General features: G+C 56.5%; 15 protein-coding genes. 6 read left to right on the top strand and 9 right to left on the bottom strand.

The features are described 5' to 3' along the window. Positions 1-4: 4 nt before the first annotated feature. Positions 5-931, bottom strand: coding sequence for a TRAP transporter small permease subunit (locus AC2TEM_RS00270; RefSeq protein WP_170396594.1), 927 nt, complete (start codon positions 929-931; stop codon positions 5-7). A 117-nt stretch (positions 932-1,048) separates the two neighbouring features. Beyond that, the gene (locus AC2TEM_RS00265; protein ID WP_170396967.1) at positions 1,049-2,131 is read right to left on the bottom strand and encodes a TRAP transporter substrate-binding protein; all 1,083 of its coding nucleotides are present in this window, start codon (positions 2,129-2,131) and stop codon (positions 1,049-1,051) included. A 246-nt stretch (positions 2,132-2,377) separates the two neighbouring features. On the opposite strand from AC2TEM_RS00265, the gene AC2TEM_RS00260 reads away from it, so the two are divergent. Together AC2TEM_RS00260 and AC2TEM_RS00255 are read left to right on the top strand one after the other, a co-directional pair. Continuing rightward, positions 2,378-3,811, top strand: a complete 1,434-nt coding sequence (locus tag AC2TEM_RS00260; RefSeq protein ID WP_170396592.1) for a cache domain-containing protein — start codon at positions 2,378-2,380, stop codon at positions 3,809-3,811. Continuing rightward, complete coding sequence (locus tag AC2TEM_RS00255) at positions 3,811-4,458, top strand: response regulator transcription factor (RefSeq protein ID WP_170396590.1); 648 nt, start codon at positions 3,811-3,813, stop codon at positions 4,456-4,458. The genes AC2TEM_RS00260 and AC2TEM_RS00255 overlap by 1 nt, the downstream gene beginning before the upstream one ends. Positions 4,459-4,532: 74 nt before the next feature. Here AC2TEM_RS00255 and AC2TEM_RS00250 read toward each other — a convergent pair whose 3' ends face one another. Both AC2TEM_RS00250 and AC2TEM_RS00245 read right to left on the bottom strand, forming a co-directional pair. Next, the gene (locus tag AC2TEM_RS00250; protein ID WP_255612071.1) at positions 4,533-4,919 is read right to left on the bottom strand and encodes a bleomycin resistance protein; all 387 of its coding nucleotides are present in this window, start codon (positions 4,917-4,919) and stop codon (positions 4,533-4,535) included. A 43-nt stretch (positions 4,920-4,962) separates the two neighbouring features. Continuing rightward, complete coding sequence (locus AC2TEM_RS00245) at positions 4,963-5,808, bottom strand: HalD/BesD family halogenase (RefSeq protein WP_480855940.1); 846 nt, start codon at positions 5,806-5,808, stop codon at positions 4,963-4,965. A gap of 425 nt (positions 5,809-6,233) precedes the next feature. Between AC2TEM_RS00245 and AC2TEM_RS00240 the strand changes: the two genes are divergently transcribed. From AC2TEM_RS00240 to AC2TEM_RS00225, 4 genes are all read left to right on the top strand, one after another. Beyond that, a complete protein-coding gene (locus AC2TEM_RS00240; RefSeq protein ID WP_170422176.1) occupies positions 6,234-7,985 on the top strand; it encodes an acetolactate synthase 3 large subunit in 1,752 nt (583 codons plus the stop codon). 73 nt (positions 7,986-8,058) lie between these two features. Further along, complete coding sequence (locus AC2TEM_RS00235) at positions 8,059-9,330, top strand: glycosyltransferase family 87 protein (protein WP_170422178.1); 1,272 nt, start codon at positions 8,059-8,061, stop codon at positions 9,328-9,330. Beyond that, entirely contained in the window at positions 9,327-9,887 is a 561-nt protein-coding gene (ilvN, locus tag AC2TEM_RS00230; protein WP_170396580.1) for an acetolactate synthase small subunit, read from the top strand. The genes AC2TEM_RS00235 and ilvN overlap by 4 nt, the downstream gene beginning before the upstream one ends. A gap of 340 nt (positions 9,888-10,227) precedes the next feature. Beyond that, on the top strand, positions 10,228-10,923 hold the full coding sequence (locus AC2TEM_RS00225; RefSeq protein ID WP_170396965.1) for a helix-turn-helix domain-containing protein: 696 nt from the start codon (positions 10,228-10,230) through the stop codon (positions 10,921-10,923). On the opposite strand, the gene AC2TEM_RS00220 is transcribed toward AC2TEM_RS00225, so the two are convergent. The 5 genes from AC2TEM_RS00220 to AC2TEM_RS00200 all read right to left on the bottom strand — a co-directional run bounded on the left by AC2TEM_RS00220 (position 10,920) and on the right by AC2TEM_RS00200 (position 17,673). Further along, a complete protein-coding gene (locus AC2TEM_RS00220) occupies positions 10,920-11,717 on the bottom strand; it encodes a DUF2189 domain-containing protein (protein WP_170422180.1) in 798 nt (265 codons plus the stop codon). The genes AC2TEM_RS00225 and AC2TEM_RS00220 overlap by 4 nt on opposite strands. Before the next feature lie 28 nt (positions 11,718-11,745). Beyond that, positions 11,746-13,143, bottom strand: coding sequence for an amidase (locus tag AC2TEM_RS00215; protein WP_170422182.1), 1,398 nt, complete (start codon positions 13,141-13,143; stop codon positions 11,746-11,748). A gap of 118 nt (positions 13,144-13,261) precedes the next feature. Beyond that, a complete protein-coding gene (locus AC2TEM_RS00210) occupies positions 13,262-13,969 on the bottom strand; it encodes a M50 family metallopeptidase (RefSeq protein ID WP_170422184.1) in 708 nt (235 codons plus the stop codon). Further along, positions 13,970-15,097, bottom strand: a complete 1,128-nt coding sequence (gene prfB / locus AC2TEM_RS00205; protein WP_170403025.1) for a peptide chain release factor 2 — start codon at positions 15,095-15,097, stop codon at positions 13,970-13,972. 89 nt (positions 15,098-15,186) lie between these two features. Further along, positions 15,187-17,673, bottom strand: a complete 2,487-nt coding sequence (locus tag AC2TEM_RS00200) for a PBP1A family penicillin-binding protein (RefSeq protein WP_170422186.1) — start codon at positions 17,671-17,673, stop codon at positions 15,187-15,189. Positions 17,674-17,679 lie beyond the last annotated feature (6 nt).

The following is a 17,679-nucleotide window of genomic DNA, read 5'->3' as shown; positions in this document are numbered from 1 at the left end:
GTCCCTAATGCGCGCCTTCGTAGGCTTCTTCACCCTCGCCAAGGCTGTCCTTGTCGAGGTATTTTCCTTCACTTTCCGGCCCTTCCACGTATTCCAGATACGAGCGATACAGGAACGCAATCGCGTGCAGGAACACCATGGCGGCAAAGGCCACCAGCAGGATTTTGAACAGGAAGTAGGCGTTGAACCCGTTGGGACTAAACCCGATGGTTTCCACGTTCCAACGCAGCGCTCGGGACTTGGCCACAAGCCTATCCAGCGTGTCACTGGCCGAGGGTTTCGGCACGATCAAGTGCCGCCACATGAAGTACCATCCATACATCCAGGTCAGAACGGCCATGGGCATCATGAACAGAACCGCCCCGCACATATCAACGACGCGTTTGGCCTTGTGACTGATGCCCGCATAAATCAAGTCAACGCGCACATGGCCGCCCTGCACGAATGTGTAGGTGCAGCAAAGGCACACAACCATGGCGTTGTAGAGTTTAAGTTCTTCGGCGAACCAACTGATATCCATTTGAAAAGGGATACCCAGCCCAAAGGACATATCCGGCCGTGTGAACACCCGCTGCATGAATACGATAACGATCTGCTGAATTACCATCAGCAATCCCGCCCACGCAAAGAAGCGGCCAGTGGTATTGGCGAAGCCCTCGAGCCCGCGCACCATTCCCCACATGAAGTTCCGATAGTAAAGACCAATGGCCGTCAGCACCAGAAACAGCGCGAAGATCACGAAGAAGAACTCGACAGACCCGCCATAATAAACAAAGCGCATGATTGCTTCTTTGTTCGACCAGTCCAGCCAGAGCTGCGGATGCGTAATGGCGTATCCGAAATTATAGAAGGCTTCGGCAATGTTCTGAATGAACCAGACCAGTCCATTCCACAGGGCGCCGAAGAACGAGATACCGTTTTCGTCCTGCATGTTGTCCCCAGGTCGCATCGGTTGCACGTTTGGTTATGACGGCATGTCCGGGCCGCTTATGTGCAACAGGAAAGGCTCCCCCGATGACGGGGGAACCGATTGCATTGAGCGGATTGCTTAGCCGCGTACGCGGTCACGCTGCGAGGTGTAGACACCCGACGACAGGTTGTTCCATGCCGACGATGCTGCCATCGACTCCATAGCGCTGTCGTGAATGCGCTTGAACAGCTCATCACCCATGTTTTCATCCAGAACTTCCTGGCTGGCTGCGCCAAACGCGTCCCAAACGCTGTCAGGGAATTCCATGACCTTGACACCACCGGCCTGCAGACGCTGCAGCGCTGCACCGTTGTTGGCCAGGAATTGTGCCAGGTTCCACTGGTGGCACTCGGCAGCTGCGATCTCGATGATCTTCTGCTGCGCGGCGGACAGGCTGTCATAAACCTCGCGGTTGGTGGCCAGCGACAGACCCGCACCCGGCTCGTGGAAGCCCGCGGTGTAGTAGGTTTTGGTGATTTCCTGGAAGCCCGCTTTTTCGTCAGCCCAGGGACCGATCCACTCGGTTCCGTCAATAGCACCGGACGACAGCGCCTGATACACTTCCGACCCCGGAATGTTCTGAACGGAAGCGCCCAGTTTGCCCAGCGCCTTACCGCCCAGACCCGGCATGCGGAATTTCAGGCCGTTAAAGTCTTCGGGGCTGTTGATCTCTTTCGAGTACCAGCCACCTGCCTGCGCGCCAGTGTTACCGGCCAGGAAGGATTTCAGGCCGAAGATTTCGCCCAGCTCATCATGCAGCTCCATGCCGCCGGCATGGTAGTACCAGTTCACCAGTTCCTGCGCGGTCATGCCAAATGGAACAGCGGTGAAGAACGCATAGCCCGGGTGCTGACCCACAAAGTAGTAGTCTGCCGCGTGGTACATATCGGCCTGACCGGACGATACCGCGTCAAACACCTCAAAGGCACCAACCAGTTCACCAGCGGCTTTGATTTCAACGTTCAGGTCGCCATCCGACATTGTGGTAATGCTGTCGGCGCAACGCTGCGCGCTGTCGAATACACCTGCGAGGCCACGGCCCCACGAGGTGACCATAGTCAGCGTGCGCTTGCCTTGCGCATAGGCGGGCGCTGCCAGCGTGGTGGCTGCAGCGGCCGAGCCGCCCAGTGCTGATGTTTTCAGAAACTTACGACGATCCATATGAGTGATCCTCCCCTTCATATTCATTCCCCGGGTGATGCCGGGTCGATCGTTTCTAGTGCGCGTTAGCCTAGTTCCACACACATGAATGTGAATACCTACTACTACGTAGCCAGTCGGGTTTTTCCACATTCAAAAGCACAAATCCGGTTGATTTTACCCGCTCGCGCCCAAATCACTGTGGCCGAGCACTGTGTTCTTCCAAATTTTTTGCAATTTGCCGGCAGCTTGCGTATCGATTCGAACATGGGGGGAATCCGGAACCTAATCTCGCTAACCTATGCGCAAAAACTGTCGCTGGTTGCCGCAATCCCGCTGATCGCAGCGGTTGCGGCCATTGCAATGGTGGTCGCTTATGAATCGCGCGCGACCGCCGAGAGTGAGATACAGGCCCTCGAGCGCCGCCTGATCGAAGCCAAAAAAGAAGAGCTGCGTAATTACGTGACCCAGGCGCGGAACGGGTTTGCCTATATTTACGGTCGCGCCTCCCCGGATGACGAAATCGCAAAAAACCTCGTGACCCAGATTCTGTCGGCGATGATTTACGGCAAGGACGGGTTCTTCTTTGTCTATGACTATGACGGCAACAACCTCGTCAGCCCGCGCCAGACTGAATTCATCAATCGCAACTGGGCCGATCTGACCGACAGCGATGGCACCCCGATTGTGGATGAGTTCATCACGCTCGCCCGACAGGGCGCGGGCTGGCACAGCTTTATGTGGCAAAAACCATCGACCGGTGAAGAGGCTCAGATGATCGCCTATGTTGTTGGCCTGCAGGACTGGCGCTGGGTGGTGGGCACGGGTGTGTTCATCGATGACATCGTCGCCACCGTCGCCAATGCCCGGGCTGAGGTTGAGGCGCGCGTGCAGCGCACATTCCTTTATATCGGAGGCATTGTTCTGGCCGCTGTTCTGATCGTCTTTGCCTCGGGCATGTTGCTGAACTTCCGCGAACGGCGGCTGGCTGATGCCAAGCTTAAGGAACTGACACAGCGGGTATTGGACGCTCAGGAAGAAGAGCGCGGGCGCGTCGCCCGCGAATTGCATGACGGCATCAGCCAGATTCTGGTTGGCGTACGCTATGCACTGGACAACGCCCGACGACGTCTGATCCGCGGGGATGACGAGTCGGCGCAGGAACCATTGCAAACAGGTATCGACAATCTGGCCACCGCCATCACCGAGGTTCGCCGCATCAGCCGCGACTTGCGTCCTGGTGTTCTGGATGATCTTGGGCTTGGGCCAGCGCTCAAGGCTTTGACCGACGATTTCAGTGAACGCACGGGTATTGAAACCGATTTCTCAACCGTGGTGTTCCGAAACCGATTGGATCAAGACAGCAAGATCGCCCTCTACCGTATTGCGCAGGAAGCCCTGACCAATATCGAGCGCCACTCGGGAGCAACCCGTGTTACCATTGACCTGCGGGGTCATAAGAAAGGCGCCACGATGCGGATTACAGACAATGGTCGCGGGTTGCGGAACGAACCAGGCCATGTCAGCACCGGGATCGGGCTACGCAACATGCAGGAACGGATCGAACAGCTTGACGGCACTTTACGCATCCTCTCATCGCGCGGCGGGCGCAGCGGCACCGTGATTGAGGTCAGCTTGCCGCTCAGTCATATGCTGCCACCACAGGAAGACCCAACGCCAAAACGAAAGGCCGGTATCTGATGTCCGACTCAATCATCCGGGTCCTTATTGTCGACGATCACCCCATGGTCGCCGAAGGCATTCAGTCTCTGCTGGAAAGCTATGATGAGATCGAAGTTGTCGGCACACTTTCCAACGGACAAGAAGCTGTCGATCGAGCAACCCACCTGCAGCCGGACGTGATCCTGATGGATCTCAACATGCCCGGCCTGAGCGGGTTGAACGCCACCGAGATCATTTTGGAGCGCCTGCCCAAAACCCGCGTTCTGATCCTGTCGATGCATGACAGTCCCGAATACATCTCAACCGCGCTCAGCCACGGCGCCAAAGGCTATATCCTCAAGGACGTTCCCACCGAAGAGATCAAGCAAGCCATCGATGCCGTGATGCGGGGCGAGCGGTATCTTTGTACCGGGGCCAGCGGCTCGCTGGAGCCCAAGGACGGCAACACGCGCGAGGCGCTGACCGGCCGGGAACAGACAATCCTGCTGGAATTGGCGCAAGGTAAATCCAACAAAGAGGTGGCACTGGCGCTGGACATTTCGGTGCGCACGGTTGAGACGCATCGCAAGAACATCAAGCGCAAACTTGGCATCTCCTCGACCGCCGGCTTGACCCGCTATGCCCTGGAGCATGGCGTCCTGCAGGGCACCAGCCCCGGGCTATGACCGCAGCGCGAAACGCGCTGCCCGGTCCAACCGAAGGAGATGTGCCAACGGCACATTGAAGTCGGGCGGGAGCACTACCCGCTGCCGCGTTCACTGATATCTTCACCAAAGAACACCAAAGTCCCGTCTTCATCGAGGACATGAAATTCGCGCTGCTGATAGGGCTGATCGAATGGCGGGCGCACCCGCCCTTCAGGCAGTTCCTCCAACCCGGGGCGCAGGCTTTCGAACAGGCTGTCGATTCCTTTGACGTCAACATAGAACGACTGCTCATCCCCCAATGCGCGCCCATCCTGACGCGGTGGACATTCCAATAATCGGATCGCCACAGGATCACGGCGCAAAAAGGCATAATTGTCCTGCCTGAATGTGCAGGAAAACCCAAGCCGCTGAGTGTAGAACTCAATCTGCGCGTCCAAAGAAGAACAAAGGACAAATGGTGTAAGTTGTAATATCTGCATCAAAACAGCCCTCTTCCAACCTCGGGCCCGAGACTAGCACAAATCAGTCAAGCAGTTGATCACCCCGCAACCCTTCACGCTCATAATGATGCGGCAGCACACGGCCATAGAGTTGACGGGTCCGCTCCACCCCACCACACATGCCTTCGGTTTCGACAAACGAAAAGATACCAACATAGCGTTTCCGTTGTCCTTCAACCGGCGCTACCCGCTGCAAGGCATAGCGCCCCTTGAATATCTGCAGGTCGCCCGGTTGCAGTTCCAGTTGGTGTACGCCCCTCCTGCTGCCATCCAAAATCGCAGCGACGCCTTTGAAATTCTCGTCTTCACTGGTCCGCAGATTGGGTGCGTATTCGAATGCACCGCCCTCCTCGCCATTCTGGATTGCCAGCGTCACGGTGTAATTATTGGTGTCAAAATGCCACGGAAAGCCGCCTCCCTTCTCGACCACATTGATGATCACATCCGCCAACGGGTCATCATATCGGAAGAACCGATCCTCCGGCTCGTTCAAAGCCATGCGGATGAAAGGCATGAAACCTTCATACTCATAAATACGCCGCAGCGGGCTTGTGACAGGGAAGTTGTCAGCCGGAACAAAGGCGTTGGATCGGTCATAAAAACGTCGGATTGGATGACCGATCCCGTAACTGGGATCATCCTGCGTAAAATAGGCATTCGTGCGATTGAACGATCGATGAGCTTTGGGAGCGACGTGATCGGCCTCAGCGATCAGTTTCCCAAGGCCATCTTCGTGCACAAAGCCGGGGAGGACCGCGCATCCATCAACTTCCAGATCCCGCCTCAGGTCAGCGATCAGCTGCCTGTACCCGTATGAATCAGGCCGATCGATCGGATAGCGCCCCAGATCCACAAGATCGTGCAGCATGTCTGACCTCCCGATTTAGCGCTGTTTTCACCAGCCTGCCTCAGCATCGGGCGCTGCTCTGGTCTGTTTCAGACATAGGCCTGACGCAATCAGACCACTGTTGATCGCGGGATCGCGCCCCAAATTTCGGCGAATTTTCGCGGATATTTCTCGACCTGCGTCATTTTGCGCAACAAAATATCAAATCTCACAAGCCCAGACTTACAATATTTTTGTATTTGCCTGTTGACGCCCCTTCCCCTCAACCATAATGTCCCTGCACGCAAAGAAGGAGCCTTTGGCGATGAAAGCGCTAGTCGTAATCGTAGGAAACACGCGCATGGGCCGGTAACGGTAAACCATAATCGAACCCATGCGCCTCCGAAAATCTCGGGGGCTTTTTTTTGGCAACACGCAAGACACATGTCGCGAACGGAGCAAAGCAGATGACACGTGAGATGACCGGCGCAAAGATGGTGGTTCAGGCCCTCAAGGATCAGGGCGTGGACACGGTATTCGGATACCCAGGTGGCGCCGTCCTACCGATCTATGACGAGATCTTTCTGCAAAATGACATCCGTCACATTCTGGTACGGCATGAGCAAGGTGCGGTGCATGCTGCCGAAGGCTATGCCCGCTCGACCGGCAAGCCGGGCGTTGCGCTTGTGACCTCGGGGCCCGGCGCCACCAACGCAGTCACCGGCCTGACCGATGCGCTGATGGATTCCATCCCGATCATCGTCCTGACCGGACAGGTGCCCACCTTCATGATCGGTTCGGACGCCTTTCAAGAGGCCGACACCGTTGGGATCACACGGCCGTGCACCAAGCACAATTGGCTGGTCAAGGACACCGACTCTCTGTCGGGCACCCTGCACGAGGCCTTCCATGTTGCGACTTCGGGCCGCCCCGGCCCGGTTCTGGTCGACATCCCCAAGGACGTTCAGTTTGCCACGGGTGACTATAGCGGCCCGAAGCCGTCGACATCACATTATCAACCCGTGGTGAAGGGCGATCTGGAAGAGATCACGGAATTGGTCGCCGCCATGGAGACCGCGAAGAAACCGGTGTTCTACACGGGCGGTGGCGTTATCAACTCTGGCCCAGCAGCCAGCCAGTTGCTGCGCGAGTTGGTGGACTCAACGGGTTTTCCAGTTACGTCGACTCTGATGGGGCTTGGGGCCTATCCAGCCTCTGGTCAGAACTGGATCGGCATGCTGGGAATGCACGGGCTGTACGAGGCCAACATGGCCATGCACGGTTGCGATTTGATGATCAATATCGGTGCCCGGTTTGACGACCGCATCACTGGCCGGATTGATGCGTTCTCGCCGAATTCGATCAAGGCGCATGTGGATATCGATCCGTCTTCGATCAACAAGGTGATCCGAGTGGATATCCCGATTGTCGGCGACGTTGCCCATGTGCTTGAGGATATTCTGAAGGTCTGGAAAGCCCGCGGACGCAAAACCGACGCGGCGAATGTCAAACAGTGGCAGGACCAGATCAACGAATGGCGCAAGGTCAACTGCCTTGCCTTCACAAACAGCGAGAAGACCATCAAGCCGCAATACGCGCTGCAACGGCTTGAAGAGCTGACGAAGAAATATGACCGCTATGTCACGACCGAGGTTGGGCAACACCAGATGTGGGCGGCGCAATACTTAGGCTTTGAGGACCCCAACCGCTGGATGACCTCGGGCGGTCTGGGCACGATGGGCTATGGTTTCCCCGCCTCAATCGGTGTGCAAATGGCACATCCCGATGCGCTGGTCATCAACGTGGCTGGTGAGGCCTCGTGGCTGATGAACATGCAGGAAATGGGCACGGCCGCGCAGTACCGCCTGCCCGTGAAACAATTCATTCTGAATAACGAGCGGCTTGGAATGGTGCGCCAATGGCAAGAGCTGCTGCACGGCGAACGCTATTCGCATTCGTGGTCCGAGGCCCTGCCCGATTTCGTTAAACTCGCAGAAGCTTTCGGCGCAAAGGGTATTCTTTGTTCCGACCCAGCTGATCTGGACGACGCGATCATGGAGATGATCAATTACGACGGTCCGGTCATCTTCGACTGCGTGGTCGAAAAGCACGAGAATTGCTTCCCGATGATCCCATCGGGCAAGGCCCACAATGAGATGCTGCTGGGCGAAGCCGAAACGCAAGGTGTTATCCAAGCTGGTGGAGCTGTGCTTGTTTGAGCACCGCTTTGCCACATCTAGGTCAAATGCCGGAGCTAAGGTCGCCGCACGTGACATGAAAAAGGGTTAGATCATGCGTGATCTCAGCAGTCAGTTCTCAGCCAGAGCTTCGAGCCCGGAAGAGAATTTGTCGATATTCGCCGGTCGTCGCGGTTGGCAAGTGGGGCTCATGGTTCCACTCTTCGTTCTAGCGTTGATATTGTTCTGGGTCGGCACAGGCTGGTATGCCGTTGTTGATCAAGGAAAAATGGCGTTATCCGTTGATTTCAAGGTGTTCTGGGCTGCAGGTCACCTCGCGCATTTAGGCGAACCGCTTGCGGCATTTGATATCGACAGATTGTCGGAAATACACGAAGCGTCCAAGGAAGACGATTGGATGCCTTGGTCTTATCCTCCCTCATTCCTTGTCGCACTCCAACCACTCGGGGCATTGTCGTTTTCTCCGGCTTGGGCGATTTTCACAGCGATTTCAATTGTCGCGATGTTTCTTGCTGTGCGGCCATTTTCCTGCGGAATCGTACCGGTTTGGTTTGCTTTTGCACTCTCCCCCGCCATGTTGCCAAACTTGTATATGGGGCAGACCACAACCCTTTGGGCAGCAGGCCTTCTGGCCGCACTAGCGGCGCTAAAGAACGACCGCTTCGTACTAGCAGGGTTCTTTATTGGATTGCTGACGCTTAAACCCCAACTCGGCCTGCTCATACCGCTTGCGCTTTTGGCAAGCGGTGCGTGGAAGACGATCATATCAGCAACGGTCACGACGGTGGTCTTGTCCGTTCTGGCCACTCTGGTCGTTGGCGTCGAATATTGGACCGAAATGCGCAACATGATGGGCGTTCACTTTGAAGAGATACGAAGCTCAATCCACCTGAATACGGTCATGCTTAGCCCTTATTCCTTGCTGGCCAGCATAGGTGTGCCAGAAACGCTCGCGCTTGCGATGCAATGGACTCTGACAGTGTTGTCTGGAATTGCAGTCTTCGTTGCATGGCGCAGCCCAAGAGTAGGTTTTGACTTGCGGGTAGCGGTGCTCTTTCTAGGTATTTCCATGTCTACACCGTACTTCTGGTTCTATGAATCTGGGCTGCTTGCAATCGTTGCACTGTTCCTGCTTCGAGCTGGCGTCCTGACAACTTCTCCATGGCGTCTGGTACTGGCCGCCGCAATGTGGATCGGTATAGGACCAGCAACACATATGGTGCTTTTCAAGATGACCGAGATATTGTCTTTGCGCCTCGTGTTTGCCCCGATCCTAATACTGGCTTGCGTAGTTTGCCTCCAAGCGCTGATCTCTGCGCTACGAAAGCCCGAAGAAACTTATGTCCAAGATGAGGTCTATCAATGACTCCGCTAAACATCGTCAAAGGCTCCACCCGCCATTCTGCATATAACCTACGCCCGACATTCTCGGACGTGCAGGAACAACACACGATCGCGGTGCTGGTTGAAAACGAACCGGGGGTTCTGGCCCGCGTAATTGGTCTGTTCTCGGGTCGTGGCTATAATATTGAAAGTCTAACGGTTGCTGAGGTTGACCATACCGGGCATCTCAGCCGAATTACCATCGTCACCACCGGCACCCCACAAGTGATCGAGCAGATCAAGGCGCAGCTTGGACGCATCGTGTCGGTCCGTGACGTGCATGATCTGACAGTCGAAGGTGCTTCGGTCGAGCGCGAGTTGGCGATCATAAAGGTTGTGGGTGAAGGCGATAAACGGGTCGAAGCCCTGCGACTGGCCGACATTTTCCGGGCCAATGTCGTCGATAGTACGCTGAATTCGTTCATCTTCGAGATCACCGGTGCACCGGACAAGATCGATGCCTTTGCCGATCTGATGCGCCCTCTTGGCTTGATTGAAATCGCCCGTACCGGAGTTGCAGCCCTGTTGCGCGGTGACTAAGCCCCATTTTCGCCCCGGGACTGAATTCATTCTCGGGGCGGCGGCCTGCTTGGCCATTGTGCCCTGCTAACCTCAAAAAGGCTTAATGCGTTCATCAAATATGAGCAACAGCATGAAAAAGATCATGCAAATAGGCTGAAAGCCTATTGATTTTGCTTATCATCAGACTAGCCTGTGACGCGTAGCGAGGCGCTTTGCAGCGCCCGTTGGGGTCAACTTTACGATTTCTGAATACTGCGCGGTCGCTGTGCCGCCCTAAACCTGTTTTTGCTGAAGATACAAACGGAAATCTGGGACAGAAGTGACCGACATCAATCGCAGCCCCGCAGAATTGCGCAGCATGTTCGGAGCCAACCTTAGGCAGCTCGCAAACAGTTATCGGTCGGTTTCAGAGCTTTGCCGCCAATTGGGTATCAATCGAACTCAGTTTAATCGCTATCTGTCAGGTGAAAGTTTTCCCAGGCCGGATGTGCTGGACCGGATGTGTCGATTCTTCGATATCGACGCGCGTATCCTGCTGAAACCTTTGGATGAAATAGAACCGGTCGCCGCTCATCCCGCATCAGAAATCATCGATCGATTTCTCGTCACCGGGTCAGAAAAAACTATGGCGACCGGATTTTATCACGCCGCTGAGGCCTCACCAAACCGACGCGAACCAACACTTCACCGGCTACTGTTTATGCGCCGCATTCGGCATTGCACCTTGCTGCGCAGCTATGAACCCTTGTCGCATATGCCGAAATGCTCCGCGCCGATGCGTGAGGTTCAGGGCATCGTTTCTCACATCGGCGGACAAGTCTGCGCATTGATGTCCCGGCCCGGCGCACAGGATTGCAGAATGATGGTTCTGAACCTTCCGCCTGAATGGGCACCTCAGGAATGGTCGGGTTATGTGTATCGGTTGGCCGGTGGCAGTGGATCCGATGTAAGACGGCTTACGCTGCATCACCTTGGGCATAATTTGTCCGCAGCACTGCAATCGGCCCGAAAGGCGCACAATTCATCAGGGCCTGACTTAAACGGACAGATTTAAGAGGGTGTCGGCTGAGCAGCCCCGGACGGATCGTTGTCCAAGATCAAGCGATAAAGATGCCAGCTGGCATGCCCCAGCAAAGGCAGGACGATAAACAGGCCCAGAAACCAAGGGATCATCGCCAAAAAAGTGATGATCGCGATGAAGGCCCCCCACGCCAGCATCACACCAATGTTCGCTTTGACATAGGCAAAGCTGGTGATCATCGCGGTCACAAAATCCAGCTCACGATCCAGCAGCATAGGAATCGACAGCACGGTGATCATGTACAGAATGATTGCAAATACGGCCCCGACCAGTGTGCCCAGTACCAACATGCTCAGCCCATTGGGTGTCAGGAACACCTCAAATGATGTTGAAATATTGGTCATCGTCGACAGCCCCATGAACAGCGCAAAGATCATGTGGCCCAGAAAGAACCAGAACAGAAAGATCACCACGATAATGGCGCAGATCGACGGCAGTTGCCTTCGGCTTTGCTGTATGACCACACCGAATATCGCACCGGGATTCAACGGCTCACCCTGTTCCAGCCGGTGCGAGACCTCATATAATCCCACGGCAGCAAACGGCCCGATCAGGGGAAAGCCGATCGCGGCCAAAACCAGCCAGAACGACGTTCCCGTCTGCAGCGTGACCCACGCCATCAGCCACCCGGCCAGCACGTAGAAGCCCGCAAACAGAAGCCCAAAAAGCGGCGCGCGGCGATAATCCTGCCACGCTCGACGCAGTGCCTCTTTCAGCATCGCGGTATCAACGGGTTTCAGCGTCGGCACACCAAAGGGTTTGTCCATTCTTGTTTTCTCCTCCCGGGCGGTTGTTCTACATGGCGGGTCGTTTCTGAGGCCAAAGCGTTGCAGAATGATATGCCGCCCCAATCGACAAGATCCGCGCATCTGCACCACGCGGACCGAACAGCTGCATTCCCATCGGCAGCCCTTGTGCTCCAAAACCGACAGGCGCACCCAGACAGGGCAACCCCAAAAGGCTGACGGGTGTCACGACCTGCATCCAGCGATGGTAGGTATCCATCCCCTGCCCCTTGATTTCGGTTGGGTACGGCGTTTCGAGCTCGAACGGCCAGACCTGCGCTGCGGGCAACACCAAGGCGTCATAGTCTTCGAAAAGCTCCACCGCCCGCTTGTGCCAGTCAGACCGGTTCACACTGGCCCGGTGCACATCCATCGCGCTGAGCGCCAGGCCGCGCTCCAATTCCCATTGCGCGGTGTCTTTGAGTGACGATTTCTTCTTGGCCAAAGGCTCCAGCCCTGCGGCCACTGACCAGGAGCGCAGAGTAATCCAACTGTCCCAGATCAGGTCCGCGTCAAACGGGGGGGCAAGCGCCTCAACGCGCGCACCGCGTTCTTCGAATACGTGCAACGCATCGCGGCATAGCGCGAGGATACCCTCTTCGCACGGAAACGCCCCGCCCCAGTCGCCCAACCAGCCTATGCGCATCCCTGTCAGATCAGCCGCTTGAACGGGCGACACGCGCTCGACCTCTGTGCTTAATGGCATCCTTGGATCGGGGCCGGATATGACGTCAAGCAATAGCCCGATGTCTTCAGGGCTGCGCGCCATGGGCCCCAGAGTTGAAAGCTGATGCAGATAACTGTCCCCCACTGGCTCAGACGGAACGCGCCCCCAACTTGGCCTGAACCCGTAGACGTTGTTCCAGGCAGCCGGGTTGCGCAGGCTGCCCATCATGTCCGAGCCGTCTGCCAGCGCCAGCATTCCAGTCGCCAACGCCACTGCTGCACCGCCCGACGAACCTCCACAGGTTTTCGTGGGATCATAGGGGTTGTGTGTTGCACCATAGACAGGATTGAACGTGTGCGAACCCAGTCCGAATTCCGGCGTGTTGGTCTTACCGATCAGAATTGCCCCAGCAGCCCTTAGCCGGGCGGCCAGCAGATCGTCAGTTTGCGGCACATGATCCTTGAACAATGGCGAACCCTGTGTCGAAGTGATCCCTGCCACATTTACCAGATCTTTCACCGCTATCGGCAACCCGTGCAGCGCGCCGCGAGGTGACACGGCATCCGCCGCCCGCGCCTCGGCCATCAAAGCGTCTTCATCCCGCAGCGCGACAATCGCGTTTACCTCACCGTTCACCTGGGCGATCCGATCCAGCGTCGCGCGCATCAGTTCTGCAGCTGAAAGCTGTCGGCTGGACAAGGCGTCAAGAATGTCCGTCGCGGATGCTCTGGTCAAATCCATGCGGGTTGGTCCTTTGGCTGCTCGTCATCAGCCTAGCGACGTGCTCGGACCATTTAAAGCCACTGTTTAAATGTATCTTTTTAGATTTTCGCAAAGAAGAGCGGCGCAAGAGCGCGCATCATCTGATCCTGAGGTCGATCCGCACATTGCTGTCGCGGCCCAGCACATTCTTCAGACCAAAGACGATCATCACCAGACTAAGCACCAGCCACAACCCGCCCCACATCATGGTGGTTCCCCCGAATTCTTCAGCCAGCATATATGCATCTGATCGCGATCCCGCGCGTCGGATCGTGTCATCGAAAATGTCAAACGGAACGTAGATCATGCTGGTCAGCCCGATGACCCGTAGAATCAGATCACACAGGTTGCGGTCCAGGAACCACGCGGTGGCCAGCATCACCGCTCCACAGCCCGCGCTGAACGCCATGGCAAACGGTTCCCGGATATACAGGAGCGCAACAATCAGCATGACTCCCCCAAAGAGACCAAGCGCAGCCCGATCGGCATTGGTGCGCAGGGCGATCATCAGCAGGCCCATCCCAAGCATCAAGGACCCAAGATATCCCGCTGACAGACTGACAAACCGATTGCCTCCTCGGCCAATTACCAGACCACCTTGTTGTGGAGAGACCGAGAAACTTTCAACCGAACCACCGGTCAGTATAATGGCACCTGCATGCGAAAGCTCATGCAGGAACACAACCAGGATTTTCAACGGAAGCATCAGCATCGTGTTCCAGAAAACAAACACCAACGCGACAATTGCGATCAATTGCCAGTGGCCCTTGATCAGGTTCACAGCCGAGGTCAGGGACTGCCGCAATTAGCCCTCGCCCTGTGCCTCGGACCGGCTTTTGCCCGAGACATTCAGGGCCAGTGTCGCCGCCATGAAACCATCCAGATCACCATCCAGCACACCCTTGGTGTCGGATGTTTCATGATTGGTTCGCAAGTCTTTGACCATCTGATAGGGCTGCAGCACGTAAGACCGGATCTGGTTGCCCCAGCCCGCATCACCCTTGGCTTCGTGGGCGGCGTTGATCTCGGCGTTTCTGCGATCCAGCTCTTGCTGGTACAGCCGGGACTTGAGCGCCTTCATGGCAATATCTCGGTTCTGGTGCTGCGATTTCTCGGAACTGGTCACCACAATTCCGGTTGGAATATGCGTAATCCGAACCGCCGAGTCGGTGGTGTTCACGTGCTGACCACCAGCACCGGACGACCGATAGGTATCTACGCGGATATCGGCCGGGTTCACCTCAATCTCGATATTGTCATCCACCACAGGATAAACCCAGACCGAACTGAATGACGTATGACGCTTGGCCGCCGAGTCGAACGGAGAGATACGCACCAGACGGTGCACGCCACTTTCCGATTTCAACCAGCCATAGGCGTTGTGGCCAGTGATCTTGTAGGCGGCGGACTTGATCCCCGCCTCTTCCCCCGCTGTCTCGGATTGCAGTTCGACCGTATAGCCTTTTTTCTCGGCCCAGCGGACATACATCCGCGCCAGCATCGAGGCCCAGTCGCAGCTTTCCGTACCGCCCGCGCCCGAGTTGATCTCAAGGAAGGTATCATTGCCGTCCGCCTCGCCATCAAGCAGCGCCTCAAGCTCTTTCTTTGCGGCCTTGGTCTGCAGCTTTTTGATCGCTTCTTCGGCGTCGGTTACGACCTCTTCGTCCTCTTCCATCTCGCCCAGTTCGATCAGCTCAATATTGTCGCTGAGATCAGTCTTGATGGATTCGTAGGTCTCGATGGCGTCGACCAGCAACTGCCGTTCGCGCATCAATTTCTGCGCGTTCTCGGGATTGTCCCACAGGTTCGGATCTTCAACACGCGCGTTGAATTCCTCCAACCGGTGCGGCGCTGTTTCATAGTCCATGCGCTGCGCCAGCAGCTCCAGCGACTTTTCGATTTCCGCCACAATATTCTGGGTTTCGGCGCGCATGGTCAGGTCCCAACTTGCTCAATCAGGTGTGCGTGATAGCAAGAGGTGCGAGGCACCACAAGACGACTGAGCCGGGAAACTTGGGCGGATCAGTAAAGCCCGCCGCCCTGCAGATCGCCCTGGCTGGCATTGGGGCCAACCGTGATCGTATCCCCGGTTGAGGTGGTCACCTGACGGCCCGAACTTGCCTCTTCAAACAACGGCAGGTCAGATCCCATCGCGAAGCCACCGTCATAGACGCGATCGATAAAACCATCCACGCCATCACGGAAATACTCGGCGACCACATATTCTCCACTCGCGTCTTCTGGCAGGCGCGCGCCGCTGAACCGGTCAATCTTGATGAAATGGCCACCCGGAGGCACCTCGAACGGGCCACCGCCGTATTTCTCGACTGCTTTTTCCATAAAGCTTTGGAACACAGGACCGCACAAGGTGCCGCCGTAGGCTCCTCGGCCCATAGGGCGCGGGCGGTCATAACCGATGTAGCAACCGGCCACGATATTTGAGGTGAAACCGATGAACCACGCATCCTTGGATTCGTTCGTGGTGCCGGTCTTGCCCGCTGTGGGCACGGGCAGGTTCACAACACGTGATGCAGTGCCGCGATCAACCACGCCCTTCATCATCGACGTCAACTGGTAGGCGGTGATGGCATCCATGACCTGGCTGCGATCGGTGAGGATCGTGGGCGACTCATCAGGCTCAAGCCAGCTAGAGTTACAATCGACGCACTGGCGATCGTCATGGCGATAGATGGTCTTGCCGAACCGGTCCTGAATACGGTCAACCAGTGTGGGTTCAACCCGCTCGCCACCATTGGCGAACATCGCATAGGCAGCGACCATTTTGTACAGCGTAGTCTCTTCAGACCCTAGCGAGTTCGCAAGGAACGCACCCATCCGGTCATAAACGCCAAACCGCTCGGCATAGCCTGCGACCACGGGCATTGTGACTTCTTGCGCCAGACGGATGGTCATCAGGTTCCGCGACTGTTCGATCCCGGTACGCAACGGGGTCGGACCATAAAACTTGTTCGTCGAGTTTTTGGGACGCCACAGGCCCTGCGGTGTATTCACCTCGATCGGCGCATCCACAACGATCGTCGCGGGGCTGTATCCGCTATCCAAAGCAGCGGCATAAACGAATGGCTTGAAGCTGGACCCGGGCTGGCGCTGCGCCTGAGTGGCGCGGTTGAATACCGTGTCCTGATACGAGAACCCACCCTGCATCGCCAGAACACGGCCCGAATTCACGTCCATCGCGACAAAGCCGCCCTGCACTTCTGGCACCTGACGGGCAGACCACTGCCCCTCTTCGCCAGCCATTACCAGAATGACATCGCCGCGTTTGAAATTGTCCTGGAAGTTGCCCTGCATCCATTTGATGTCTTCGCGCGGGACGGTGCCATCTGCTGGGCCATCTTCGATCCCGACGGTCAGGGATTGGTCGGCCACGTTCAGAACAACGGCCGGATACCACTGCGTCGGCAGCACCACGTCGCGGGGGATTTCCATGATCGCCAGCGCCTCGCGCCACTGTGCTTCATCCGCCAGCTTCTCCTCGGCGATGACTTCGCCTGTGCCGCGCCACCGCCCGCGAGAGCGGTCGTATTTCTGCAGCGCCGTGCGCAGGGCTTTCGCCGCTTCGACCTGCATTTCCTCATCCACTGAGGCGCGTACGGTGAAACCGCCAGTGAAGAACTCACCCTCGCCAAAATCCTCGCTCAACTGGCGACGGATTTCGTCGGTGAAATAGTCACGCGGCGGCAGTGCAGTGCGGAAGCTTTCAAAATCGCCGTTCTGAACCGAACGCAAAGGCATATCGACTTCGGTCTCATAGGTGGCCTGATCGATATAGCCGTTCTGCTGCATCTCGCGCAGCACATAGTTGCGGCGGTTCAGCAGACGTTCTTTCTGCCGCACAGGATGGTAGTCCGATGGTGCCTTGGGCATCGCCGCCAGCATCGCGGCCTCATGCGGGGCCAGTTCCTGCAGAGTTTTGTTGAAATAGGTCTGCGCAGCAGCGGTCACACCATAAGAGTTCTGGCCCAGAAATATCTCGTTCATATAGAGTTCGAGGATCTGTTCTTTGTCGAGCGTATCCTCAAGCCGGGTGGCGAGGATAATTTCCTTGATCTTGCGCTCGGCCCGGCGATCACCGGACAAAAGGAAGTTCTTCATCACCTGCTGCGTGATGGTTGACGCACCACGAACGGTTTCGCCTTTAGTGCGCACTGCCTCGACCCCGGCAGCAATGATCCCACGCGGGTCATAACCCTGATGAGTATAGAAGTTCTTATCTTCCGCCGAGATAAAGGCCTGTTTTACCAGATCGGGAATTTCCTCGGACGGCGTAAACAGGCGGCGCTCCTGCGCAAATTCGTCGATCAGCTGGCCCTCACCCGAGTAAATCCGGCTGATCGTCGGTGGTTTGTATTGTGCCAATGATTCATGACTGGGCAGGTCTCGGCCATACATCCAGAACACCGCACCAACGACCAGCGCGGCCATAAAAATACCTAATGTCACGAGACTGAAAATTGCCCCGAAGAACGAAAGAATGAACCGGATCACGTTACT

It is taken from the genome of Ruegeria sp. HKCCD3925, from assembly GCF_057221175.1.
This window is presented reverse-complemented; position numbering and strand designations above follow the sequence as displayed.

Bases quoted from the DNA above. Each gene is read 5' to 3' on its own strand.
- AC2TEM_RS00270 (WP_170396594.1), bottom strand. From the start codon at position 931: ATGCAGGACGAAAACGGTATCTCGTTCTTCGGCGCCCTGTGGAATGGA.
- AC2TEM_RS00265 (WP_170396967.1), bottom strand. From the start codon at position 2,131: ATGGATCGTCGTAAGTTTCTGAAAACATCAGCACTGGGCGGCTCGGCC.
- AC2TEM_RS00260 (WP_170396592.1), top strand. From the start codon at position 2,378: ATGGGGGGAATCCGGAACCTAATCTCGCTAACCTATGCGCAAAAACTG.
- AC2TEM_RS00255 (WP_170396590.1), top strand. From the start codon at position 3,811: ATGTCCGACTCAATCATCCGGGTCCTTATTGTCGACGATCACCCCATG.
- AC2TEM_RS00250 (WP_255612071.1), bottom strand. From the start codon at position 4,919: ATGCAGATATTACAACTTACACCATTTGTCCTTTGTTCTTCTTTGGAC.
- AC2TEM_RS00245 (WP_480855940.1), bottom strand. From the start codon at position 5,808: ATGCTGCACGATCTTGTGGATCTGGGGCGCTATCCGATCGATCGGCCT.
- AC2TEM_RS00240 (WP_170422176.1), top strand. From the start codon at position 6,234: ATGACACGTGAGATGACCGGCGCAAAGATGGTGGTTCAGGCCCTCAAG.
- AC2TEM_RS00235 (WP_170422178.1), top strand. From the start codon at position 8,059: ATGCGTGATCTCAGCAGTCAGTTCTCAGCCAGAGCTTCGAGCCCGGAA.
- ilvN (WP_170396580.1), top strand. From the start codon at position 9,327: ATGACTCCGCTAAACATCGTCAAAGGCTCCACCCGCCATTCTGCATAT.
- AC2TEM_RS00225 (WP_170396965.1), top strand. From the start codon at position 10,228: ATGTTCGGAGCCAACCTTAGGCAGCTCGCAAACAGTTATCGGTCGGTT.
- AC2TEM_RS00220 (WP_170422180.1), bottom strand. From the start codon at position 11,717: ATGGACAAACCCTTTGGTGTGCCGACGCTGAAACCCGTTGATACCGCG.
- AC2TEM_RS00215 (WP_170422182.1), bottom strand. From the start codon at position 13,143: ATGGATTTGACCAGAGCATCCGCGACGGACATTCTTGACGCCTTGTCC.
- prfB (WP_170403025.1), bottom strand. From the start codon at position 15,097: ATGCGCGCCGAAACCCAGAATATTGTGGCGGAAATCGAAAAGTCGCTG.